Raw genomic sequence first — 22575 nt, forward strand, 5'->3', positions numbered from 1 at the left:
CTCGATGTCGCCGCCCGACAATCCAGCCTCGCCCGTCAGGCTGACCTGTTCCGTGAAGGCCAGGCCGCCGGTGGCCAGCGGCAGATACTCGGTGTTGGCCGGCACCTCAGCCGGCCCGGTGACATACGGCCGGGAGGCGATGTACCGCGTCACCTCCTGGCCGGCCATGTTCACCTGGGCCTCGATCAGGACCATGCGGACGGCCGACGGGCTTTGCAGCCATTGTAGAAATTGCTCGTCGGTCATGCGTATTCACCTTTCACTGTATTGGCCCAGGCCGAGCCTTTGGCTGATTTATCAACGCCGGCCACGACCGTCCTGGCGGCATTGGCGCTCGATTCGAGCGTGGCCTGGATGGCGGCGCCAGTCTGCTTGTCCTGATCTGCACGTAAACCCTTGATCTCAGCGGTTTGGGCATCCAATCTGGCGTTTAATGCACGGATCTCAGCAACCAGCACATCGGAACCAACGTTAGAGCCAGCTGAATAACGCTGGGTGTCAAAAACAACTGGTGCCGGCGTGCTGGACAAAGCGACCTGCGCAGCAGCGGCCGGCGCATTGGTAAATTCCACCCCCAGCCCGGTCGCCGTGCCCATCGCCGCATGCAAGTTTGCGATGGCTTGCGCCACCGTCAGCACGCTATCGTTGATGGTGATTAGGCCCGACACCTGCGCCTTCAAGGCGTCCAGGCTGGCCTGCTGCACGTCGACCTGCGCCGATGCCCATTTCGCCGCCTCGTCATTGGCCGCGATGACGCGCGCGTAATCCGCCGCGTACTTGGCATCCGAAGCGTTGACCACCTGCGAAGCCGTCAGGAATGCCTGCTCGGCGGCCGACAGTCCAGACTGCGCCGTCGTGTCGCCGGCATTGGCTGCCGCCAGGGTTTTCTCGAACTGGGCCCGCGCCTCGGCATAGCGCTGTTCCGGCGTCAGGACGGACTGGCTGCCCAGGGCCATGCTGTCGTTCAGGCTGTTCAAGGTCGCCACCCACGACTTCGATTTTTCCAGCGCCGTCTGGGCCGCCGCCGATTCCTTTTCGTAGGCCTTGCCCAGTGCATCCTTGGCCGAAACCACCGCTTTGGCGGCCTGCACCTGGTCGAACAGTACACGGTTGACGGCGGCGATGCTGGAGCGCTGGATGGCCAGCAGTTCCGTTTCGCTTTTCGTCAGCTCGTTCAGCTGCTTCTGCAGATCCATCCGCTCGCTGGCAATTTCGCTGGCCGTCTTCGACACTGCAGCAAGCCCGCCAACAGCACCGTTAAGCAAAGCGGTGTAGTCGGCAGCTGACTTGAAAGCCGGCGCCAGAGCCAGCAGCTTGATGTACATCTCCTGGTCTGCCGCATTGGCCAGGTTCAGGCTCAGGACTTTTTTCTTGTAGTCCTCGACGGTGGTCGAACCTGCCATACCAAGCTTGCCCAGCGTATCGGCCACGGTCGACAGCACGGGCGCCATCTGCTCCGCCTCCGTGAGGAAGTTTTGCGCGAAGAAGCTGGCCCCACTGCTGAGCGAGTCCAGGCTACCTGCCAGCTTGATCAGGTTCTCGCGCGCGCCAATGGTGGCCACGCCCACAGCGCCGAAGGCATCTTGCGACGTGCGGCCGATCAGCTGCAGCGCAGCGTCGACGCCAGCGTAATTTCCGGCCACGCGCTGCAGGGTCGTGCTCAGCTCTTCGTTGCCTTGCTTGAACTGGCCAATATTTGGCAGCAGCTCGACTGCAATAGCATTGCCAACGCCTTCGAAGAACTTGGTAACTGCGCCTAGCCTGTCCGCTTCTGTGGTGAGACCGGTCAGGTTGATGTTGAGCGCCTGGGCGCGCGTGGCCAAGCGGGACGTATCGATGCCCAGCGTATTGGCCAGGGTGGCGGAGACGTTGCGAATAGCCGCGTAGGTTTCCACAAATGCATTGGACGTCGTGGCGTCGACGGCCTTGCGGTCCGTGTCTGACTTGTCGCTGCGCAGCCAGCCGCCCTTTTGTGTCCATTTGGCATACTCGTTGCCGGTGAATCCGGTGCCCGACAGGGTTCCGGTAATGCCCGTCTCCCCATACTTCTTGTCACCCATACCGAACACACGATTGCCAAGGCCCCCGATCAAGCCACCCAGAGCACCGCCAATGGCCGCGCCGATAGGCCCGCCCATGAACGCCCCGGCGACTGCACCGATGCCGGTTCCGGCGTTCACAGTCGAGTTGCTGCCAAACTGGCCAGAGATCAGTTTTCCGCCAAGGACTCCGGCGGCGATGCCGGCTGCGGCCGTAACCGCTGCGCCAGCGTAAGCGCCGGCCGTAACAGCGCTAGCGCTACCCACGCCACCCGAAGCTGCATACAGGCCGGCGGCATCTGCCGCGCCCACAAGCCCTGTGCTGCCCAGGCCTGCGCCGAAGGCTTCGACAGCGGTCGAACCAAACAGCGTGCCCAGGCTCACCACGCCGGTACCCAAGCCTGCAGTAATGCCTGCAAAACCCTGCGTGGCGATGGTGTAGGCGGTTTTTGCGCTTTGTGCCAAGCTGGCAATTCCACCCAAGCCTCCGCCAGCCGCGCCACCAGTCAGGCCAAGGCCACCAGCCGATGCCAAGCCGGCAACCCCGCCGCCCGACACCGATGCTCCGATGTTCAATATCCATTTCTTTATGGTCATCTGGTACAGCAGATCGAGCAGACCGTTTTTCAGCGTGTCCCGCAGGCGGTCGAACGCTGACTTGCCCGAATCGAAGATCGAGACGAACGTGTCGTGCGCCGTCGTATCGATCGATTCCCACATTTTGCGATTGGCCTCGATCTCGGGCTTGGCCAGCTGGTTGCTGTACCAGGTCGAATATTCTTCCTGCAGACGTTTCTGCGCATCGGTGCCGGCGCCGGCCAGGGCGATGCGTTCTTGCCACATGGCCGCGTCGATTTTCAGCAGTGCGGTAGCGCGCGCCTTTTCATCGAACAAGGATTCCGCAACGAAGCGGCGGTTCTCGTCAGCCAGCTGGGCTGCATAGCCCAGCGCCTTCGTCTGCGCCAGCGTGGCCTGCTCGACGCGCACGCGCGCGGCAGTCTCTTCCGTCAGGCGCTTGATCTGATCCTCGGTGACAACCTTTCCCGCCAGCTTTTCCTGCAGAAGGAATTTTTCCAGCGCAGTTTGCTCGCGGACTGCCACCATGGCCAATTCACGGGCATCGCTAGACTTGCCCATCATTTGGTACTCAACCACCAGCGCGGCCGCGGAGTCCTGGCGCGCCAACGTACTTTCCTGGATGTGCGTGGACACGTCCTTTTCTGTGGCACGGGCCTTGGCGACCTTTTCCTCTGCGGCCAGCTCGTCCAGCGCCGCGCGCGCCACAACCAAGTGCGCGTCCGCTAGTTTCAGCTTGCCTGTCTTGATTTCCTCTTCCAGCTTGATACGCAGCTTTTGACTCTCGGTCGCGTCGACGTCAGTGGCGTTCTCCAGGCGACCGGCCTCGATCTTCTCGCGGATGCTCGTAATTAACGTAGAGTAGGCTTGTTCCTCTTTTTTGAGGCCGGCAGCTACACCCTTGTCAGCATATTTAGCCCTTACCAGCTTTTCCATTTCCGGAGGGATTTCCCCGAACTTCTTTTTCAGCTCGTCAAGCTCTGCCGCCATTTTTTGAGCGGCGCTACCGTTTTGGCCTAACCAGGTTTTAATATCCGCATCACGAGTAAATGCTTTATTTTTCGCTTGCGCAGCGTCAAAAATAGCCTCGTCAACGTCCAGCTTATTAAGTTTCCCGCCCCAAAGCGCTAATAATGCATTTTTAGCAGAGCTGTCTAAATCAGTTCGCTTGCCGATGGAGTTAATTTCAGCCAGAATTTTTTCACGATTCTTCTCATTTTCAGTGGCCGGGGCGGCCCCATTTATCATTTTTTTACCAGCAAGCTCATTTCGCTCCTTGAGTTTTTCAATTTGCTTGTTCAAATTTGCCAGGTATTCATCGATTTCTTCCGCTAGCGTTGTCGTAACCGCCTTCTCCGCCTCGCTACCTTTACTTCCCCACAAGACCCATGCGGCCGCACCCACGCTAAGCAACGTCGTGATAATTCCGATCGGACCACCCAGAAAGCCCAGTGCCTTAGAAGCAAGGCTCGCAGTGACGGCGGTACGTCCAATCGCGCCATTCAAGCCGTTCGTGGCGGCGGTGCGCGCGCTAGTCGCAGCGGTATCTGCAGTTGTTGCGGCAGTAACCGATGCCGTTGCTGTTGCCAACTGTGCTGAAACGCGCCCAAGAGCAATGCTTGATGCCGTAAGTTCAGCCAATGCTGCCACTCGCGCCTGTTCGGCCACGGCCAAGTCGAGCGTCGACGCGCGCTCAACGCGCAGGGCAAAACTGAGTGCGCCAGCAGAGGATGCTGCGGCGATTGCTGCTTCAGCTGCGGCAATATTTGCCTTTGCCTGGTTGTATTGAGCGAACACCAATTCGCGCGCTGCGAGCAACGCCGACTTTTGCGCCACCAGGCCCGCCAGTGTCGCCTCTGCCTCGATCAACTTGGCCGAGGTGGATGCAGACGTTGCGGTTGTACTGGCCACAAGTGCCTCGGCCTTAGAAATTAGCGCCGCACGCTCTACCACCAGCAACGCAGCTAATTCAGCATTTGAAGCGAAATAGGCCTGGACCGCTGCGACGCCCATGAAAAAATACCCGGCCAACTTCAAGGTCATTAGTCCCGCCGTGGCAGCAAACAGAACGTTAATGTTGTCTGAAAGTAACTTTATGCTTGTGGTTAGAATATTTACGGTGCCATTTGCTTGTGCTTTGATGGCCGTAAATTCCATGAATTCATTTTTCAACACAGTGAAAGCACCACCGATGGTGGCAACTTTCTTACCTTCCTCGCGCAAGGCTGCAAGTGCTTTTGGCAAGACCTCTGCCATGATTTTGGAGGTAATCTCTCCCTCTCCAGCCATACCCTTCAGGGCGCCGATCGGCAGTCCCATGCCATCTGCCAGCGCTTTCATCAAGCGGGGAGCTGCTTCATTCACCGCATTAAATTCCTCGCCACGAAGCGTGCCGGATGCGAATGCTTGTGACAGCTGCAGCTGTGCCGATGCAGATTCTGTTGCTGTTGCGCCACTGACCTTCAATGCCAAATTGACGGTTTCCGTAATTTCAGCGACCTGCTTTTGCGTGGTGCCCAGCTCCCGTGTTCCGTTTGCAATGCGGGCATAAAGTGTGCCGGTGCCATCCAAGGCCTGTTGTGAAGTGGTTGCAATACGTTTTACGTCGGCGTATGCCGCGTTATATTCACGTTGAGATACCGTCGCCAGGCGCAGCTGGGCGGTAAACTTGGCGTATTCATCACTCATTTTGACGATACCAGCCAAGCCGGTTCCCAGGCCGATGGCACCCAACGCGGCGCCGACCTTGTCGCTGTACGCAGCGATATCCCGAAGAGAAGATGTCGACTGTGTGCGCAAGCGATTGAATTCACGAATCGCCTGTGCTGAGTCTGCAGTAATGATGACGCGAGATTCATTTCCCATCGGTCTTTTCTCTCCAGGCGCTCAAGGTCGCCCGTTCCATACATTGAATTTCAAAAAACATACGCTCTTCATCACACCGCTTGACGCGATTCTTACGCATGACAACCTCTACACCTGGATAGGACAGCCCAGTCGGGCCGGCCATTCCTGTCATCCACTGCGTACTCACGGCTTGAAACAAATTCCAGCTGGGAAGGTTCTCGGGCCATAAATAAAGCTCTTCGCAAACAGCAGCCGCGCGCTTTACCCGTAATCCAAAGGCAGCTGCTGCTGTATCGGTAGATTCCTGCTCCTGCTCTTGATCTTCGTCCGACACGACCAGGCCGAGCGCCACGCAGCGCGCGACCTGACTTAGTTTTTTGCCTTGGCCCCGGCTTCTTTCATGTAGGCGGTGAAGCACAACATACCCATGCCGCTAATGCTGAGCAGGGCCGCCAGCGCGTCTTCGCAAAATTCGGCGGGTTTGTCGTCGTCTTCCAGCACCAGGCGCTGGTCGCGCCAACCCATCGCCACGTCTGCGATAAACTCGTCAACTTGCGTATCGCCGCCGTTCAATGCACTTTTCAGGCCAGCGGTATCCAGACGTTTGCAGATCAGCGAGAATTTAAATGGGATCGCGTTGCCGCTTTCGTTGGTGTGCGAACCAGCTACCGGGACTGCTACCGTATTGCCAACGACGATTTTGTATTGCTTTTTCATGATTTATCATTCTGAGGGTTGGGCACTCTGGCACCAAGGGTTTAGAAACTGGTGGCAATGCGGATTTCGTCGTTGCCAGCAATCGGGTTGACCAGCAGCTTGTAGCCGATCATGCGGGCGCCATTAAGATCTTCCTTGGACGGTTCAATGCGCTGCACACCTGGCATGTACACGGCGACGCGACTGCCCGCCACGGTACCGTGGATCATTCCAAGGCTGGTTTTGGCTGTGGCCAAGACTGCAGCCATGGCGGCCACCTCCTGCGCAGCTGTCAATTCCAATTGCACCGCGCCAGTTACCTTGCGTTCGGTAATCGGTACGGATTCACCACCGAGGAGCGCCTGAAACGGCGAGGTGACACCCAGATCGACCGTCAGCCCCTTACTCGGGTATGAATCGCCACCGACCAGCGCTGGCGGCGTAGCGGTCGCATGTGTAGCGCCCCACATCAGCTTGCCGGAGTTGGCATCCAGCACGATCTCCGGGATTTGCCACTCTTCCAGGTTTGCCGTTGGAGCCGCTACCTCGCCAATGCCACCGTACAGGCAGACGAACTTGCACGAGATGACTGGCTTTTCGCCAACGCTCAACTTCAGCGAAGCGGTACCGCGAGCACCCAAGCCTTTGTGCAGCACGCCATCGTCGTACCAGTAAATAGTGGCCGATTCGAAACCGGTTGAAATCGGGACATAGTCCACACGCACGCCTGCTGTGATAACTTCGGCGAAACCACAGGCGCGCAGCAGCGGGCCCCATGCGGGGGCGATGCCCAACGTGCCGGCGCCGACCAGCTCGACATCGAAGCCCATCTCGACATGGCGGCTACCGACCAGCTGTTCATCACCGCCCAAAAATGGACGAATGTTGTTGCGGTCGACGTTTTGGGCGTTCAGCGGGTTGATGCTCAGCGTGCTGACCAGCATTGCGTTGGCCGCGCCAGTTGGCACCGCGTCGGCACCGTATACCGGCTCGATCTTGGCGAGGACCGCCGTATTGCGAATGAGGCGAGACATGGATTACTCCTGGTTGGGTTGCGTGGCCGGGGCCGGGTTCTTGATGAGCGAGCCGTCAGCAGGGTTGCGGGTGTAGCTGCCACCCGCTTTCGGCTCAGCCTGGCGAATCGGCGCTGGCGTCTCTTGCGCGGTCGCTGCTGCCGGCTTTGGTAAAACGACATTCATGTCAAAGTCCTTCCTTTGGTTTGATGCATCACTACGAATTTAGCGGTGATGCAGGCTATTTTTGAATCGAGTTCGTCCACTTCCCATGACAGCGTGTCGCCCGGCAACGGCTCGAACGACATGGCAGCGCCGCCGAGCGTCGGCGCCAGCGCCAGACGATCGAACACATCCACCAGCAACGCATCGGCGATCTGGTCCGGATCGCTACCCGTGGCGCGCGCATAGCACTCAACGTTGACCAGCGTGGCCCAAGTGGTTGGGCCGCCAATGACTTGGGCCAGCGTGGAGGTGCTGCGCTCAACCCGCACCACGATGGCGCTGGCCTGGTCGACGCCAATAGCACGGGTGCGCGAGCGGTAGATGCGGCCGTCTGCCAGCGCTGGCCCAATCCGCAGTTGATCAAGGATGGCGCTGACGACGTTGAACTGCGCGCTATTCATGGACGTTCCAGGAATACCAGCGTGATGCCCGCCTGCTGCTCGCCATCAGGCCGGCGCTCGGCGATACTCCAGGCCACAGGGGCACTGGCACCGACTGCGATCTGGATGGTGCTGCCGGCGAAATCGGCTGGTACGTCGCTATTCATGATCTGCATTTGCGGCGTCGAAGCACCCATGTGCGCACTACCTAGCGTGGCCGCCGAGTATTCAGCGTCGAAGATCACCGGCACCGTGCTGGTGCCGATGGTCGCCATGGCGTTGGCCAGTTTTTTATGCGCTGTGCAGTTCATGCGCGCTTCGAGGACGTCGAACATCAGGCGTTAATCTTGATGTTGACCGTGCCGACGGCTGCACCAGCTGGATCTGCAGCGAAACCAGCCAGGGCATTCCCGGCAGCGGTAGCGGTCAGGCGGCTGTTGGCGGCATCCCAATACAGCAGGTCACCCTGGCCGACGACGTCGGTGCCAAGCTTGGCAACTTTAAATACGCCTTCGATGGTGATCGCACCGGTTTCGCCAACGGCGATATCGGCCAAGGCGATGGCAATGCGCTTGCCGATCACCACCACCGCACCAGACGCGACAGCGGCAGTGGCCGTGTAGCTCAGGACGTTACCTTCTTGAATATAGTTCTTGGCCATATTGGCTCCTATGTCGTGGATGAGCGCGCCGCAGCAGCGGCGCACCAGGTATGCGCGGTTTAGGCGCCCGGGTTCTTGGCCATGGTGCGGAAGTCGAGCGCCTTGACGCCCGCATCCATGCGTACCTTGAATTCGACGCCATCGACGTGCCAGCCGTTTTGCTGCTCCAGCGTCGGCGCTTCGTTGCCGTCGAGGTACTGCACTTCGATGCAGTCATGCTGGTCCTTGCTGGCCACGCCGTACCATGCGGTCGCGGAGTTCGCATCCAGGCGAGCGTCGGCCACGACGTCAAACGTGCTGCGCACACTGTTGGGCACGGTGTTGTTCTTGTTGGCCGCGCCGACTTCGAACTCGCTCTCGCGCACCACGTTGGCCGTGCCGCGCAGTGCGCGCGGAACGATCAGCGTTTTTACGTCGAGATTGAGAATCGAGCCGGTGCCATCCTTTTGCAGGCCCATGGCAACTTGCAGGGCATCAACCGTGGCGGTCGAAATACCCGCGCCAGGCAGCAAATTCTTGTGGTCAGCATGGAACAGGGCAATGCCATCCGACATACGCGGGTTGCTGGTCAAAATCGCATAAACCAGGTCGCCGATGGTGCGGATCGCGGCGCGGCCCAAGCGTTTCGGGATTTTTGTGAAAGCGTCGAGGTCGTCGTTGATGATGGCCTGGCGCGTCAGAGAGAACATCTTGCCGTAGGTGGCCAGTTGCACCGATTCGCCACGCTCGCCGATGTCGGCATAGGTGTATTCGGCGCCATCCTGGATCTTGTCGAGCGACGGGAAGGTGTTCAGGTCAACGCGCTTGCCGACCTTGAAATCACCCAGCGTGCCTTTGGAGGTCCACAGCTGGAAGGTTTCTTCGGCTTCTTCGTAACCCTTAAGCATGGCCTTTTCGGCGATGTTGCCGAGCAGCATGGGGAAATCGCTGCCGGTATGGGTAAAGGCGGCGGCCACGAGCTTCATTTTGTCCATGCCCTTGGCATTGATGCCGGCCTGGTCCAGGCAGGCGCGGGCAATGTCGAGCATGCTGTAGCTGCGGAAATTATTGCTGCGGTCATCCTTGCCCAGGCTGGAGCGTGCCAGCACCGACGCCTCGACGCCGGCCCGGAACTTGTCGCGCTCATCCTCGAGCGTCACGATGCGGCCGCCGCCCGCCGAACTGGCGCCAGCGCCCAAATGCGCCAGCAGTTTGGTGTTGGCCGCTTCGACCGTGCATTCGGTATCATCGGCGCAGACGGCCGCCAGGGCGCTGACACCTTCAGTCGAGGCGAACTTGGCGAAAGCTGCGCTGATGGAGGTGCGACGGGTTTTATCGGCTTCGAGCGCGGCGGCGGCGATCTGCTTGGCCGCAACAGCGGCAGCGGACGGCTCCACGGCTTGCGGATTTAGTGGTTGTGGCACGGCATTCTCCTTCGGGGTGATGGTGGGTTGTGGCGCGACAGATGCCGCAGGACCTACTGGCAGCGGGAAAGATGCATACCGCGCCTGAATGGATGGGTTGAGGCTGGCCGAGGCAGCCAGCGGCAAGGCAGCGATGGCGGCATCGGCGAATTTGGCGGAGATTGCTTCCTCGGCCGTGTACCAGTGGTCTTTGCCGTCCTGCAGCAAGGCCAGGATTTCGGCTTTGTCACCGCCAGTCTTGGCGATATAGCTGGTGGCCATGGCTTCGGCGTAGCTGTCGAGCATGTCAGCATCTTCGCGCAGCGATGCGCTGTTGCCGCCCGTGTACATCCAGGGGGCATGGATCATCAGCATGGCGTTATCGGCCATTTCGACGGTATCGCCAGCCATCGCGATCAGACTGGCGATGGAAGCGGCAATGCCGTCGATCACGGTGGTGACGGCGGCCGGGTGGCGCTTCAACGCGTTGTAGATGGCCACGCCATCGGTCACGGAGCCACCATAGCTATTGATGCGCACGGTCAGCGCGTCGACTTCCAGCAAGCTCACCTCGCGCACAAAGTCCTTGGCCGCGACGGTATCGCCATACCAGCTCTCGCCGATATCGCCATAAATGAGGATTTCGGCGCGGGCTTGCGCGTTGACGCCGGCGGCCGGGCGCGCTTGGGCGCGGATGGTGTACCACTTTTCTGGCGTTGCTGCTATCGTCGCTTTGGGGCTTGGCATGATGCGTTCCTTAGTCAATGCGCTCAGTGTGTTTGTTTGGGTGTCTCATTTCTACGGAAAAATGAGACACTATTTTTCGGAGTGTTGTTAGTGGGCGATTACGCGGGTTCGGAGTCGTCTTTTGGCGGCACGGCCTTGCCCTGGTTGGCGAAATCCGAACCAAAAATCAAGCCTTTTTCCTTGACGGCCTTGCGGTGAGCGTCGATCTGCTCGAGCACATCGCGCGGGTTGGCGCCACGCTTGCGCATCACTTCCACCTCGCTGGCAAAGCCGTCCTGCACCAGGGAATGCCAGGCCAGGGCTTCTTTCAACGGGTCTATCCAGGGCATCGACTGGCCGACAAACAGCGCATCGTCAGCGCTGGCCGGGTCGACATCCTTGGGCATGGGGACGGCGCCGGACAGGTGGGCGATCTGCACGAAGTCTTGCCAAACGGGCTGCACCAGCTGGCCGACGAATTCATCCGTCAGCACGGCGTAGTTGATCCATTGCTCCACCAGTTCCTGGCGCTGCGCCGAATACGTGCCGTTGTAGTCTCGGGCCAGGCTGGAATAGCTGGCACCGACGCCAGCGGCAACAGCGCGCAGCTGCCCCTGGCGGAAGGTGATCAAATTCGGGTTGGGCCGGTTCGAGTCGATCATGCCGATCTCCTCGCCAACGGCCAGGCTGTCGATGATCATGCCTGGCGCCATGCCAATCTCGCGCGCAGCGGCCGGCGCGCGCGCGCCATTCTCGTCCGGCTGCCCATACAAATCGGGCGAACCGCGCTTGACGTAGGCAGTCAGGCTGGCGGCCACCTTGGCGGCGATGCGCTCGGACTCTTCGTAATCCTTGATATCTTCCAGCCGCGTGATGACACTGGCGAATTCGGACACGCCGCGCATCTGGCCGATGCGATCAACGAACGCCAGGTGGTGCATGCGCGCCCCTTCGATGCGCTTGACTTCGTAGCCACGCTTGGACCAGGTGCGGGCACCTGGGAATTCCTTGTACGCCCAGTACGCCAGGGGCCGGCCCCATGCATTGCGCTCGATGCCCTGATAGATATTGCGCGCTTCGTCCTGGTAGTCCATGGGGATCAGGTCAGCTTCGATCATTTCCAGCGAGTACGGAACGCGCGTACCATGATCCAGGCCGGCAACCGGACCGATCAAGCGCTGGGCGAATACCTCGCCATCACGCAGCCAGGTCTTGGCCAGCATGCGCTGCACCTTGGCCCAGTGATGCCGATGCGTCACTTCAGGGATCAGGCACCAGTCGCGATAGGCGTCGCGCAGCTGCTTGGCGTACTCGTCATGGATAGTGCCGTCACGGCGTCTTGGTTGCGGCTCGATGCCGATGCCGGTCGGGCCGATGATGTTATTAACCAAGGTGCGCAGCGCGCCGCGGGCGATATCGTGGTTTTGTTCCAGATTGCGCGCCAGGGTGCGCAAGGTCACCGCGCCTTGCTTGACCTGGGTATCGGGTGAGCCGGTATCTTTGGCGTGCTTGCGAAGGCGCGACGGCTTGGCCGCCTCGTACTGGTTCAGGACGCGCCGGGCAGCCAGGCGCTTGATGCCGGCATTCGGCGCGAAGAAGGAAATCAGCTGGTCGACAACGTTCATCGACACCGGGATGGTGGCGGCCATTATTGATCACCAAAGCGGGCGACGGCGAAGCCCAGGCCGCCAATGCTGGGTGTGCGGTTGGCAGCAGCGGTTTCGCGGTTTACCGCCTGCTGCCACTCCTTGCGGCCGGTAATTACCGAGCCAAGGTCTTCCATGCGCAGCGTGCGGTCGCCCAGTTTGACTTCCTTCCCTTCCAGGATAGCAGCCTCGGCAGCGAGGTATTTGGCGAGCATGTCGGTTGCAATGGTCATCGGGCGATCCTTTTGGTTGATCGCCCGACATTACGGACATGGCTGTCTCATTTCTACGGAAAAAGGAGACTATATTTTTCAGCCGCTCTTGATGATCTTGTAAAACTGGCCGCGCGAGATCTGAAATTCAGCCTGTAGTTCGCGCCGGTTGCGCAGGTTGTACCGGGTGCGGATGGCCAGCGCGCGCGCTTCTTGGTCGACGCTGCTCTTCTTGATGTAAACCTCTTGTCCACCCCAGGTGCTGCGCATGGCGTCTTCGATATCGCGCACCTGATCCATCGTAAGCAGTTCGCCGCCCAGCGCCGCGCGCACTGCCGTAAGCAGTGAGGCAAGTATGTCTGGCTGATGCGCCTTTTGCTTTTGAATCATTAAAACCCCCTATGTAACCAATCGTCGGATGCAAAAATGCTGTTGCTACGTCTTTTTTGTGGTGCCGGCGCCGAGCTGGCCGGCGCCGGTGTCGTGACTGGTGCTGCTCGCGGCGGCTCGGCACTGGTGATCGTCAAGGGCGCGGCGAACAAGTCGGCCATCGATGGCTGCACTTCCTCCTCGAGCTGGTCCCAGAACTTCGCCGTTTTTTTCGCCAACTCAAAATGCGTTTCCAGCCATACGGCATAAACGGTGCAATCCCATGCCTCGACGCGCTTGCGGATCGCCGACCAGCGCGATTCCGTTCCGCCGGCGGTAATTCGCTCAGCACGAATCTCACCTGCCATTTGCTTGAAGAATTCATCGGGCAACTCCTTCGAAAAATGGATATAGCCGGGGCCCGGCCTGGTGATCTGCAGGCGGCCGTAAATCAGGTCTTTGGCCAGGTTGGTGCCGACCTGCCACAGCAGCGCCCCGTGCTTGCGGATGCGGCCGCGCCAGTCGATATCGACCTTGGTGGCGCCGTCCTTGATATGCTTTTCCTTGCCTGAACGGCCCTTAACGGCGAACACGCGGCGCGCGGCATTGGCGGCGCAAAATGCGTAGACCGCATGCGTGTTGTGGCCGCCGCTGTCGATTGCGGTGCCGTATATCTTCAGCTCCTGGCCGCTGGCGTGTCGGAACTTGTTCTCGAACAGATATTCGGCGACGTCAGCCCACACAGCATCCTCGTCCGGATTACCGTAAAAAATGCGGTAGTCGATGATCCATTTCTGGCAGCCGCGGCCATAGCCCCACACTGCAATCTCGATCCGGTTCGGCTGGGTGTCGGCGCCGGCCAGCAGGCGCACACAGCCGTGCGGCACTTCGCCCAGCTTGTAGGGCTCGGCGCGCTGTTTCAGCTGTTCGGAGTCGGTTTTTTCGACGTCCAGCTCCCAGGTGCGGCCAAGGGTGGTGTTGGTGAAGGTTTTCAGCGACGTAATGTCGCCTTCCTGCGCCTTGTTGTGCGCGGCGATAAATTCGCGCACCAGCTTGGCCCAGGTGACCAGTGGGCTGTACGCGGTCCAGACGTGGAACGCGATGTGGCGCAGCGCGCTGATGACAGCGCCGCTGGCATTGCGGAATACTCCGGCGTGGTCGATGGTGACGCTGGCGTCTTCGTTTTGCCAGCGGCCGGCCGGCGCCGCCGCCAAATATTGGCCTTGGTCGATCATCGAGCCGCAATGAGGGCAAAGGTGGCGTACGCTGTCCGGATCGTTGTCGAGCCATTTGAAGCCTGTCGTTTCGTCCTTGCCGCCCCAGGCGAGCGGGTGGAATTCGCCACAATCCGGGCAAGGGATGGCGAATTGGAAGCGCGCATCGGCTAGGATGAAGCGGGCCTCGATCAGTGAAAAGCCTTTCAGGCCCGGGGTTGAGCCCGCCACCAGCTTGGGAAAAGTCGCGCCTTCGACGCGCTTGCCGGCCAGCGTGACGGGATCGCCTTCTTTCTCGACGTCACCGTCGAACGCGTCCAGCTCGTCCAACAGCGCATTGTCGACCGAAATTCGACGATAGCTGCGCGCGGCCTTTCCACCGCGCGTGTGCAGCATGCAACCCAGGAACTTCTTTTGCTGCAGCGTGTTGTCCTTATGCCGCGACATGTGAGCAGGGAACGCCTTGCGCATGGCTTTCACGTCGCGAAGCATCGGTTCCAACTCGGTCTTGACGAATTCGTCGCTGTCGCCGTCGGTCGGCTGCCAGAGCGCCTGGTTGCGGCGCTTGTGTTCGATGAAATAGGCAATGGCGGCCAGCAGCATCTTGGTGTAGCCGACCCGGGCCGACTTCATGAAATCGACTTCGGCGATATCGTCGTTGCTGATGCAGGCCATAATGGCACGCTGGAACGGCCACGCCTCCCATGCCTGCTCGACATACGACGATTCTTTCGACAGGTAGAAGTGCTTGCCGGCCCATTCGTCCAGCGTCATTGGCTCAGGCACGCCAAATGTGCCCAGCCCGCGTGTCAGGAAGGCGGACAATTCAGGCGATCGCCAGTTGAGCACTTCGGCCAGATCGCTCATTCGCCTTGGTCCTCGATCACTTGATATTCCGGCGCCGCGACGCCTTCTTCGTCGTCGTCGCGCAGGTCGGCCAGCGAAATGTTGGCCACGATGTTACGCACCTTGGCGATCTCTTTTTCGATGTTGCCGATCTCGTCCGATGACAGCGACGGCACGCGGCGCTTGACGGCGCCCGGGATGGCGTCGAACAGTCCGCCAATGCGTGCACCTGCCTTCGACAGCACCTCTTCAATCAGCACTACCGGCGCCAGCTCACCGCGCGTGACGCCGTTCTGCATCTCGATGCGCTCGCGCTGCACCTTGGCCAGCATGGCGCGCTCGGCGACCAGGTCCAGGTCGCCGCCAGATGATCGGCCAGCGGCTGTTTCTCGCAGGTGCGAGCAGTAGGCGTGCAGCATCTGCTGGCCGGACATGCTCGAATCGAGCAGGCCGCGCCCGACAAGATTGCCGACCGCTTGCTGGCTCACGCCCACCAGCGCGCCGAAGGCGGCTTGCGTCATTGGCAAGGACAAATCAGACAACACAACCCCCTTGCAAATACCCTGTGACTAGCGAAAAAAGGGGGTTCGAATTACCCTTGCAAGGGGAGGCTGGGGAGTACCTTTGAGAAATATTTCTCAATTGAAACATTGCCTCTAAGGCATTATTGCATTGATGCAACATGGGTACATTCTCGATGGTTTCCATTGAATTTGATTTCATAATGGCAATCTTTCTTTGTGTCAACGTGCTGACCGCAAGGCGTCGACGTAAGCGCGCGCGAACTGCCCGGCAAACTCTTTTTCAACGGTCTTCTCGACCACGTATTCGAAGTCGAAAATCTTGTGATAGCTGGCGTAGCGTACGAACACCATCACTGGCTTGAGCGATCCAGGACCACCGCCCCGCATACTTTGGTACACGCCCAACGGCATGCGGTCGCCAGGCCGGCCGACGAAGTAGCGAAAGCCTGGCTTCTTCTTCGTGCCCATGGCCATCCTGGCTCGGCCTTGGGCTGTCATGTTTGCTTTGTAGCCAGCTTCCGGGAACGAGCGGAAATAGGCCAGGATCTGCACGATCTGGCCGCGGTTCATGTTGCCGTAGCTGTCGAGCTTGGCGCCGCCGCCGGGCACGATGCGGTAGCCAGGTGGTAGCGCACCCACCGATTGCATGGCGCGCTCGAAGCGCTTCATGGGCCGCGTGCCGCCCTTGATCTGCGGCGCCAGGTAGGTGGCCGCCGGCGTCGCCTTGGCTGCGAAGTCCTTCAGCTTGACCTCCGCGCTGAGGTTGGTCTTGGTGGCAGGCCGCACGAACAGGCTAGACAACGTGTAGGGGGTCGGGCTGCGAAAAATGTCCCGCATCTCGTGCTTGAGCTTGGCGCTGGCTAGCTGGGCCGTGCGCGTCAATGCCACGCGCGTGGCGAACTGCACCTGCTTTGTCCCGGCATCGGCAAACGCCGTCAACTGGCGGATGGCTGGGGCCACGTTGATGGTCATGCGCGCATCCCCAGTTCACGCTCAGCGCATTCGATGACGAATATGCTGAATTCCATGCCAGCCTTCTTTCTCTCGATGATACGGCGGGCCCATCGCCTGCCGTCGACGTGGCCGGCATCGCCCAGGTTCTTGAGCTTGAAGGCGCCGATCAATTGCTGTGCCTTACGGCTCGACATCATCGTCTTGCCAGGCGCGGGCAGGGCTACCGGGTCCTGCGCTGGGACAGGCTCGATCACGTCACGCTCCAGCTCGGCGGCCAACGCCGCTTCCCAGCGCGGTCGCAGCACGGCATAGGTGCTGTGCGCGCAATCGAAGGCACCCAGCTTGCGCCAGGCCCAGAAGACGGCCGGCGACGACCACACGTTCGGCTCGCCGCGGTCGCGCAGCGCGCCTTGCTCCAGCGCTTCGTGGAACGCCACCGACGGGTCGATGGGCGGGCGGCACAGCGCCAGGAATTCCGGCAGCGTCGGAGGCCAAGCGCGGGTATCCAACCGCTCGACGCCGCGCGTCAGCTCGGCCGTGGTCAGCACGAACAGCTTTTGCGCCCAGTGGCGCTTGATGCCGTCGGGATCGATGCCTTTCCACTGGTCTGCGAATTTCACGCCATAGCTGAACGCCATCTTGTTGAACAGCGCCTTGACCCACTTTTCCGGGATCGCCTTTTCAGGCCAGGCAAGCGCCTGCTCTTCCAGGGGTGATGTCGATAATGTTGTTTGATCGTTCATGTTTTTGTGGTCCGCTTCCTGTCAATCCATCAAGGGTGTCCTGCCGTGCCTGATCCCGTACTGCAGCCGTGCTGCCTGGTGCTGCTCGTGCTGGCGGCAGGGCGCCGGCCACCTGCATGGTCTTTGCCTCGCTTGCCCAGCGATTCAGGATGCCCACTACGTAACCAATGCCGATGCCGCCGTTCGGTTTGGATTTTTTTGCCTCGGCGCATGCCGAGAGCGCCGTATTGACGCTGATGCCTTGCTCGACCAACGCCAGTAACCGGGGGTCTGCTGGCTGCGTTTGCACGCCTGCCTTGCGAAACGCAATGCTCAGCTCGCCCGCTGTTGCCGCGCCCGCGCGGTCTACGTTCAGTGTTGGCGTTGCTGGGGATTGGTTCTGTTTTTGGTTTTGGTTCTGGTTTTGGTTCTGGTTTTGGTTGGCACCATCGGGCACGGTTCCCGCACCGTTCGCGCACTGTTCGGGAACCGTGCCCGAACCTTGAGCGTGCTGCTGTTGCACAAAATCCAGCGTGCTTTGCCCTGCCGCCGCGCGTTCAGCGGCTAGTCGTGCCGCCTCGTCACGCTTTTTCTTCGCTGCCTTGCCGCCTGCACTGCTGGCCTCCAAGCCTTCGTAGTACGCCTGGATCTGCGCCTCAGCATCAGCATCCACCCAGCCAGCATCGGTCAGGACGAAAAAGTCTTCCAGCACATTTTGCGCAGCGGCGATTTCTTCGGACGTGCTGACGCGCAGCAGGCGGAACAGCCTGCCGGTGTCGGCCAGCAGTGGCGCTTCCTTGTCGAAATATAGGTCGCGCATGTCGCGGTAGATGCCACGCTCCAGGCGAGACAAATGCAGCGTGCGCGTATTGAAATCGCCGATGTGATGCGGGTAGTAATTCATGAGTGGCGATTACCCTGGTCCTTGAAAACCGCTAATTTCAGTCTCTTTTTCACAATCATTTTCCCAATAGCAACAAATAGGGCGAAAAAGAGCCGGCCTTCATAATCAGGCCGGCCCATGTAAATAGGCGTTATCGCTGCCGCGCTGGGTGGAGCACCTTGTCGATAACCGCTCTGGTGCGGCTCACCGCGCGCTTGGCCCCTTCGAGCAGGCGCACCACGCGCGCTTTCTTTTCGTGGGCGCGGGCGGTGCGTCGAAGGGCCAGGTCCAGATTGGCTTGTGTCGGCTGGGCGATTGCGGTGGCAACGGCTGCCAGCGCATCAGCGTCGGCGCTGGCCATCTCGCATACGTCGGACAGGCCGAGGCCGATTTCGTCGGCCGTTTCCAGGGAACGCACGCACAGGCCGAAGCGATGCAGCAATTCGTTCAGGCAATCCATGCGCTCGGCAGGCGGCAGGCCGGCCAGCACGGACAGCACGAAATTGGCCGGCAGAAGGTTGTTTTCCTTCGACTCGTCATCCAGCCAGCGCAGCACGCGGTCGCCGTTGTTCTTGGTGCGCTGGTATTCGTCCGGATGTGGCTCGAAGCGAATGCCAGTGGCGGCTGGGCCGCCGACCTCGTCGTGCGCATGGACGATCACGCTGATCGCGCTGTAGCTCGACAGGCCGGCATCTTTTCGCCAGGAGCTGACGTGTTCGCGCAGAATGCCGATCAGAGTTTTCTTGTGCGAATCGTTCCGCATGCTTTTTTCCTTGTCGTAATTTAAGCTGGGTCAATGAACAATATTTCACTACTGAAGACGAACTCACGAATCGCTGGCGCACAGGTTGCCGTCAGGCTTTCCGCACAATTCGGAATGGAGTTGCATGAGGCGCAGACCAATAGTCAAAGTGGGCCGCTGACCACGCTTGCCACGGGAAAAAGCATTAATAGCGGCCTGACTACATGGCACTTTGTCCGCCAGGGCCTGCTGTGTCAGCCCGCTAGCGAGCAACTCCTCGGTGATTTTCTTCATATCCATGCCTCATTATCACGCTTGTGTTTGGATTGGTCAACACCAACGTGTTTACATAGTGTATTACATTCGTGATATATGAAAACACTAGCAGAGCGCATGGCCTGGGCCAGGGCGCAGAAACAACTATCTCAATCTGAATTGGCGAAGCTGGCTGGCGTCTCCCAGTCGACTATTGGCAATCTGGAATCTGGCTTGCGGCAGTCTGCCCGCCGAATCGCCAATATTGCTGATGCACTAGGTGTCTCAGCAATGTGGTTAGCCGAGGGTATCGGCGAGATTCGGAGAACTCCGACAACGTCACCAAACGGTAATATTTTATCCGAGCGGATCGATCAGGCAAGATCAGATGCAATCACTACAGGCAATCCAGAATTTAAACGAATATCTTTACTAGAAAAAAACCAGACTAATCTTGTTCACATAAAAAAAGTGAAGCTGCGCCTTTCGGCAGGACTAACCGGATTTATGGCAGACCCAGATTTTGAGGACGGCGGAACGATAACTCTTGATCCTGCTTGGGTGCTCGGCCAAGGATTAATACCGGATAGATTAGTCGCCACTGCCGTAAAAGGTGCAAGCATGGAACCTGCATTGTATGAGGGTGACATTGTCGTAATAAATACTGCAGCAACCCAACCTGTGGATGGCGAAGTATTCGCAATAAACTACGAGGGAGAGGCAGTTGTAAAGCGCCTCTCCAGAGACGCTGGAGAGTGGTGGCTGACATCCGACAATCAAGATCAGCGGAAATATGCTAGGAAACTGTGTAGAAATGGAGAATGCATTATTATTGGCCGGGTAATTCATCGTCAAGGCAATAGAATTTAATTTTTATTTAGCATCGCTAAATTAAAACCTCACTATACTAATTGATCAAAGGCTGTACATGAAACAAATTGGATATGGGCTATTGTCGCTTGGTGCAGCTTTGGCTATTTTCGCCTTAACAATGGATGTTGGCATTCATTTGCAGGGCACCCAGTTAGATATGACAGTCGCAAACCTAGATCGTATATCACAACGATTAAACTACATCATCCTCTCTGGTGTATTTTCAGTTATGGGAGTGATGCTCATTGGATTTCAGTCGCTGAAGGTCTTGCCGGACCGAGAAAACACCGCTATGCGCACACCGCAGCCAGAGGTGCCACAGGAAAAAATCAAAGCACCAGGGGCAGTAACTTCAGTTTCGATCTGCCCATCATGCAAGTTCATGGGGGAAGGTGATGCCGAGCAGTGTGGAAGGTGCGGAAAAAATTACAGCTAGAGTATCCCCCCTCTCAGTAGCAGGACATCATTAAAAAAAGCTCGTTATCTCGAGCTTTTTTTTCGCCTAAATCCCTCTAAATCGGTTTCGGAATCGTCACGCACAAAAAATAAACACAAATGTGTTTGACATGTTCCAACACGTTTGTGATAATTCAATCCATCGACGCACCAAACTCAACCGATGGAGAGCCACATGGCACCGCATACAGTACCCGAAGCAGCGCCCGACAACACCCACGTCAGCATCCGGATTCTCACGTGTGCGGTGTGCCGCCCGGAGCTTGATGCGAATGTCGAACAGCAACAGCCCGAAGACCAGGCCGCCCTGAAAAAGATCGCCACCGATCTGTACCATGAATTGCTCGCGGCCCGCGCCGTCATTAGCGAAATGACGAACAACATGACCGCCCCGCAGAAGCGCGTCGCCAGCACCAACCTGTACGAAGCCGGTTTCATGGGCGCCAGCGGCGGCATGACGCGCGTCGCCGAACGCCACAAGGTCCTGGCAGCAGCCGAAGCGGCAGGCATCAAATGAAAACCGCCATCTCTCATATGGTCTGCGCCGCGACCTGCACGACGACCCTGGCGGAGCGCGTGCGCAGCATCGCCCTGGTGTTGACCGACCGCGCGCAGCGCAATGCGGTGGGCACCACCTACAGCCTGGCCAACGAGCGCGGTGAAAAAATCGCGCTGGTGTCAATCGCCCAGCAAGGCCTGGGCTCGACGCGCCGCACCGCGATGCGCATGGCGCTATCCGGCGAGCTGGTGGGCGCGCTGCGCGCTGCCAGTAGCGACTACGAAACAAGCGGCGCCGTTTCGCCCGACACCATGAACCGCATGCGCCAGCTGCTGGATGAGGTGGACGCATGATGCGCGCCTTCACCGTCACCGTGCAGCGAGGCACCTGGCCGCTAATCACGTATCCGGCGCTGGGCACCGACAGCGCCGCCGTGATCATGGCCGCCATCGACCACTTCGGCCCTTGCGTCATTACCGCGAAACCCCGCTGAAAGCCTCGCATGCGCACCATTTTCAACCTGTTCAGTTTTTACCGCCGCCGCGGCGCCGGCATCTACGCCGCCTCACGCCGCGCCTTGCACGTCTATCGAAACGGATTCTGACATGACCAAGATCGAACCCGACCGCGCTGCGCTGGAAATCGCCTACGGCCAGATGCATACCACCAGGCCGCTCGACGAGCTGCTCAAGGTGCCAAATCTGCGGGCCACGCTTTACGCGGTGGCGCGCCGCCACATGAAGCGCCGCGACCGGTTCGATCCGAAAAAAATGCAGGCGAACGACAACGATTAATTTCGAGCAACACTAACCGCAGCACCAACCATAGAAAGCACGCCATGTTTACAACATTGCACGCGCTCACCCAAAGCGCGACGCTGATGATCGTCGTGACCGCCGAGGGCGACGATCTGCGCGTCAGCATCACCCCAACCCAGGCCGGCGACAAGACCAAGGCCCACAAGTTGCAGCCGCTGTCGCTGGTGGCCAGTCCTGCCGAGCTGGACGACGGCTTTGCCGCGGCCATCCAGTCCTGGCAGGCGCCGAAGCTGTCGCTGCAGCAGCAGGTCGAGGCCGCGAACGCGGCCGGCGCCGGTCCCGTCGCTTCGCCGACTACCAGGATAGCTTCGTCGAAAGAGGCGCAAAAGCGTGTAGGCCCGGGCCGGCCGAAAAAGAACGAAGGTGCCGCACCAGGTGGCGAAGGCACGGCCAGCGCTGCCGACAAGGCCGGCCAACAAGACGACGCGCCCCCACTTGGCAATGACGCCGGCGCCGGAGCTGCGCCGGGCGCCGCCACCCAAGATGGCGCCGCGCCACCAGCTGGCGCCACCGATGCTGAAGAAAAGAAAGAAATCACGCCGCCGCCTGCCAGCAACTCCGCAATTACCGCCGCCGTCGACACGGTAACCCTTGACCTGTTCTAAGAAAGCTATCTGCCATGGCAATGCAAATCGAAAAACTGATCCGCGAATTCCGTTACAACGGCGTGGTGCTGCAAGACCCGAACAGTACCTTCAACCTGGTGCAGGTGCGCGACTTCTACGCCACGGTCTACCCGGAAATCATCAGCGCCGATATCGAGGGACCCGAGCAGCTGGGCGCCAAGGCCATCTACACGTTCCGCCGCGCAGTCGGCACCAAGGGCTGCGAGCTGACCAGCCTGATCCGCGACGTCGGTGCGCTGCTGCACGCCAACTGGCTCGACAGCGAAGACGCCGAATTCATCAAGGAACTGCAGGCCGCCGTGGGCCGCAATGAGGTGACGTACATCGACCACGATGCGCGCGTGCGCCTGGCCGAACTGCACGGCAAACACTGCAACGTGGCGGCCTGAGC

General features: G+C 59.6%; 27 protein-coding genes and 1 pseudogene. 8 read left to right on the top strand and 20 right to left on the bottom strand.

The genetic code is table 11. The features are described 5' to 3' along the window. The 20 genes and pseudogenes from ACQ4WR_RS17480 to ACQ4WR_RS17575 form a co-directional block, all read right to left on the bottom strand. Nucleotides 1–246, bottom strand: a pseudogene (locus tag ACQ4WR_RS17480) (hypothetical protein); the annotation flags it as partial. Then, a complete protein-coding gene (locus ACQ4WR_RS17485) occupies nucleotides 243–5480 on the bottom strand; it encodes a tape measure protein (RefSeq protein WP_436488782.1) in 5238 nt (1745 codons plus the stop codon). The gene ACQ4WR_RS17485 and the pseudogene ACQ4WR_RS17480, both read right to left, overlap by 4 nt. Continuing rightward, the gene (locus ACQ4WR_RS17490) at nucleotides 5470–5814 is read right to left on the bottom strand and encodes a DUF1799 domain-containing protein (protein WP_436488784.1); all 345 of its coding nucleotides are present in this window, start codon (nucleotides 5812–5814) and stop codon (nucleotides 5470–5472) included. Before ACQ4WR_RS17490 ends, ACQ4WR_RS17485 begins: the two co-directional genes overlap by 11 nt. A 17-nt stretch (nucleotides 5815–5831) precedes the next feature. Then, nucleotides 5832–6179: a hypothetical protein gene (locus ACQ4WR_RS17495; protein WP_436488786.1), complete on the bottom strand. Its 348-nt coding sequence runs from the start codon at nucleotides 6177–6179 to the stop codon at nucleotides 5832–5834. A 41-nt stretch (nucleotides 6180–6220) separates the two neighbouring features. Next, nucleotides 6221–7192 carry a phage tail tube protein gene (locus ACQ4WR_RS17500; RefSeq protein WP_436488788.1) on the bottom strand — a complete coding sequence of 324 codons (972 nt, stop codon included), beginning with the start codon at nucleotides 7190–7192 and terminating at the stop codon, nucleotides 6221–6223. Nucleotides 7193–7195: 3 nt separating this feature from the next. Then, nucleotides 7196–7357 (bottom strand): hypothetical protein, encoded by a 162-nt coding sequence (locus ACQ4WR_RS17505; protein WP_436488790.1) that lies wholly within the window; start codon nucleotides 7355–7357, stop codon nucleotides 7196–7198. Further along, nucleotides 7354–7797 (bottom strand): hypothetical protein, encoded by a 444-nt coding sequence (locus ACQ4WR_RS17510; RefSeq protein ID WP_436488792.1) that lies wholly within the window; start codon nucleotides 7795–7797, stop codon nucleotides 7354–7356. The genes ACQ4WR_RS17505 and ACQ4WR_RS17510 overlap by 4 nt, the downstream gene beginning before the upstream one ends. Then, nucleotides 7794–8111, bottom strand: coding sequence for a head-tail joining protein (locus ACQ4WR_RS17515; RefSeq protein WP_436488794.1), 318 nt, complete (start codon nucleotides 8109–8111; stop codon nucleotides 7794–7796). The genes ACQ4WR_RS17510 and ACQ4WR_RS17515 overlap by 4 nt, the downstream gene beginning before the upstream one ends. Next, nucleotides 8111–8437: a DUF2190 family protein gene (locus ACQ4WR_RS17520; protein WP_436488796.1), complete on the bottom strand. Its 327-nt coding sequence runs from the start codon at nucleotides 8435–8437 to the stop codon at nucleotides 8111–8113. Before ACQ4WR_RS17520 ends, ACQ4WR_RS17515 begins: the two co-directional genes overlap by 1 nt. Nucleotides 8438–8496: 59 nt before the next feature. After that, nucleotides 8497–10566 (bottom strand): ClpP-like prohead protease/major capsid protein fusion protein, encoded by a 2070-nt coding sequence (locus ACQ4WR_RS17525; protein ID WP_436488798.1) that lies wholly within the window; start codon nucleotides 10564–10566, stop codon nucleotides 8497–8499. A gap of 98 nt (nucleotides 10567–10664) precedes the next feature. Next, a complete protein-coding gene (locus ACQ4WR_RS17530; protein WP_436488800.1) occupies nucleotides 10665–12194 on the bottom strand; it encodes a phage portal protein in 1530 nt (509 codons plus the stop codon). Next, on the bottom strand, nucleotides 12194–12424 hold the full coding sequence (locus ACQ4WR_RS17535) for a DUF6148 family protein (RefSeq protein ID WP_436488802.1): 231 nt from the start codon (nucleotides 12422–12424) through the stop codon (nucleotides 12194–12196). Before ACQ4WR_RS17535 ends, ACQ4WR_RS17530 begins: the two co-directional genes overlap by 1 nt. 78 nt (nucleotides 12425–12502) lie before the next feature. Further along, entirely contained in the window at nucleotides 12503–12793 is a 291-nt protein-coding gene (locus ACQ4WR_RS17540; protein WP_436488804.1) for a Mor transcription activator family protein, read from the bottom strand. Then, nucleotides 12793–14853: a phage terminase large subunit family protein gene (locus tag ACQ4WR_RS17545; RefSeq protein ID WP_436488806.1), complete on the bottom strand. Its 2061-nt coding sequence runs from the start codon at nucleotides 14851–14853 to the stop codon at nucleotides 12793–12795. The genes ACQ4WR_RS17540 and ACQ4WR_RS17545 overlap by 1 nt, the downstream gene beginning before the upstream one ends. Next, a complete protein-coding gene (locus ACQ4WR_RS17550; RefSeq protein ID WP_436488808.1) occupies nucleotides 14850–15374 on the bottom strand; it encodes a terminase small subunit in 525 nt (174 codons plus the stop codon). Before ACQ4WR_RS17550 ends, ACQ4WR_RS17545 begins: the two co-directional genes overlap by 4 nt. 201 nt (nucleotides 15375–15575) lie before the next feature. Continuing rightward, a complete protein-coding gene (locus ACQ4WR_RS17555; protein WP_436488810.1) occupies nucleotides 15576–16328 on the bottom strand; it encodes a hypothetical protein in 753 nt (250 codons plus the stop codon). Continuing rightward, on the bottom strand, nucleotides 16325–17053 hold the full coding sequence (locus tag ACQ4WR_RS17560; RefSeq protein ID WP_436488812.1) for a hypothetical protein: 729 nt from the start codon (nucleotides 17051–17053) through the stop codon (nucleotides 16325–16327). Before ACQ4WR_RS17560 ends, ACQ4WR_RS17555 begins: the two co-directional genes overlap by 4 nt. Continuing rightward, on the bottom strand, nucleotides 16992–17936 hold the full coding sequence (locus ACQ4WR_RS17565; RefSeq protein ID WP_436488814.1) for a YdaU family protein: 945 nt from the start codon (nucleotides 17934–17936) through the stop codon (nucleotides 16992–16994). The genes ACQ4WR_RS17560 and ACQ4WR_RS17565 overlap by 62 nt, the downstream gene beginning before the upstream one ends. Before the next feature lie 130 nt (nucleotides 17937–18066). Continuing rightward, on the bottom strand, nucleotides 18067–18678 hold the full coding sequence (locus ACQ4WR_RS17570) for a toxin YdaT family protein (protein ID WP_436488816.1): 612 nt from the start codon (nucleotides 18676–18678) through the stop codon (nucleotides 18067–18069). Between the two features lie 63 nt (nucleotides 18679–18741). Beyond that, nucleotides 18742–18951, bottom strand: a complete 210-nt coding sequence (locus ACQ4WR_RS17575; protein WP_436488818.1) for a hypothetical protein — start codon at nucleotides 18949–18951, stop codon at nucleotides 18742–18744. A 78-nt stretch (nucleotides 18952–19029) separates the two neighbouring features. Between ACQ4WR_RS17575 and ACQ4WR_RS17580 the strand changes: the two genes are divergently transcribed. From ACQ4WR_RS17580 to ACQ4WR_RS17615, 8 genes are all read left to right on the top strand, one after another. Further along, complete coding sequence (locus ACQ4WR_RS17580) at nucleotides 19030–19782, top strand: XRE family transcriptional regulator (protein ID WP_436488820.1); 753 nt, start codon at nucleotides 19030–19032, stop codon at nucleotides 19780–19782. 58 nt (nucleotides 19783–19840) lie between these two features. Beyond that, a complete protein-coding gene (locus ACQ4WR_RS17585) occupies nucleotides 19841–20221 on the top strand; it encodes a hypothetical protein (protein ID WP_436488822.1) in 381 nt (126 codons plus the stop codon). Nucleotides 20222–20416: 195 nt separating this feature from the next. Beyond that, nucleotides 20417–20758 carry a hypothetical protein gene (locus ACQ4WR_RS17590; protein ID WP_436488824.1) on the top strand — a complete coding sequence of 114 codons (342 nt, stop codon included), beginning with the start codon at nucleotides 20417–20419 and terminating at the stop codon, nucleotides 20756–20758. Continuing rightward, a complete protein-coding gene (locus ACQ4WR_RS17595) occupies nucleotides 20755–21093 on the top strand; it encodes a hypothetical protein (RefSeq protein WP_436488826.1) in 339 nt (112 codons plus the stop codon). The genes ACQ4WR_RS17590 and ACQ4WR_RS17595 overlap by 4 nt, the downstream gene beginning before the upstream one ends. Continuing rightward, nucleotides 21090–21233: a hypothetical protein gene (locus ACQ4WR_RS17600; RefSeq protein ID WP_436488828.1), complete on the top strand. Its 144-nt coding sequence runs from the start codon at nucleotides 21090–21092 to the stop codon at nucleotides 21231–21233. The genes ACQ4WR_RS17595 and ACQ4WR_RS17600 overlap by 4 nt, the downstream gene beginning before the upstream one ends. Nucleotides 21234–21345: 112 nt before the next feature. Beyond that, the gene (locus ACQ4WR_RS17605; protein ID WP_436488832.1) at nucleotides 21346–21534 is read left to right on the top strand and encodes a hypothetical protein; all 189 of its coding nucleotides are present in this window, start codon (nucleotides 21346–21348) and stop codon (nucleotides 21532–21534) included. A gap of 44 nt (nucleotides 21535–21578) precedes the next feature. Further along, nucleotides 21579–22163 (top strand): PRTRC system protein E, encoded by a 585-nt coding sequence (locus ACQ4WR_RS17610; RefSeq protein WP_436488834.1) that lies wholly within the window; start codon nucleotides 21579–21581, stop codon nucleotides 22161–22163. A 14-nt stretch (nucleotides 22164–22177) separates the two neighbouring features. After that, nucleotides 22178–22573 carry a PRTRC system protein C gene (locus ACQ4WR_RS17615; protein ID WP_436488836.1) on the top strand — a complete coding sequence of 132 codons (396 nt, stop codon included), beginning with the start codon at nucleotides 22178–22180 and terminating at the stop codon, nucleotides 22571–22573. The last annotated feature ends 2 nt before the right edge of the window (nucleotides 22574–22575 follow it).

Origin of the sequence: Janthinobacterium amylolyticum (assembly GCF_051380655.1) — a bacterium.
Taxonomy (GTDB): domain Bacteria; phylum Pseudomonadota; class Gammaproteobacteria; order Burkholderiales; family Burkholderiaceae_D; genus Janthinobacterium.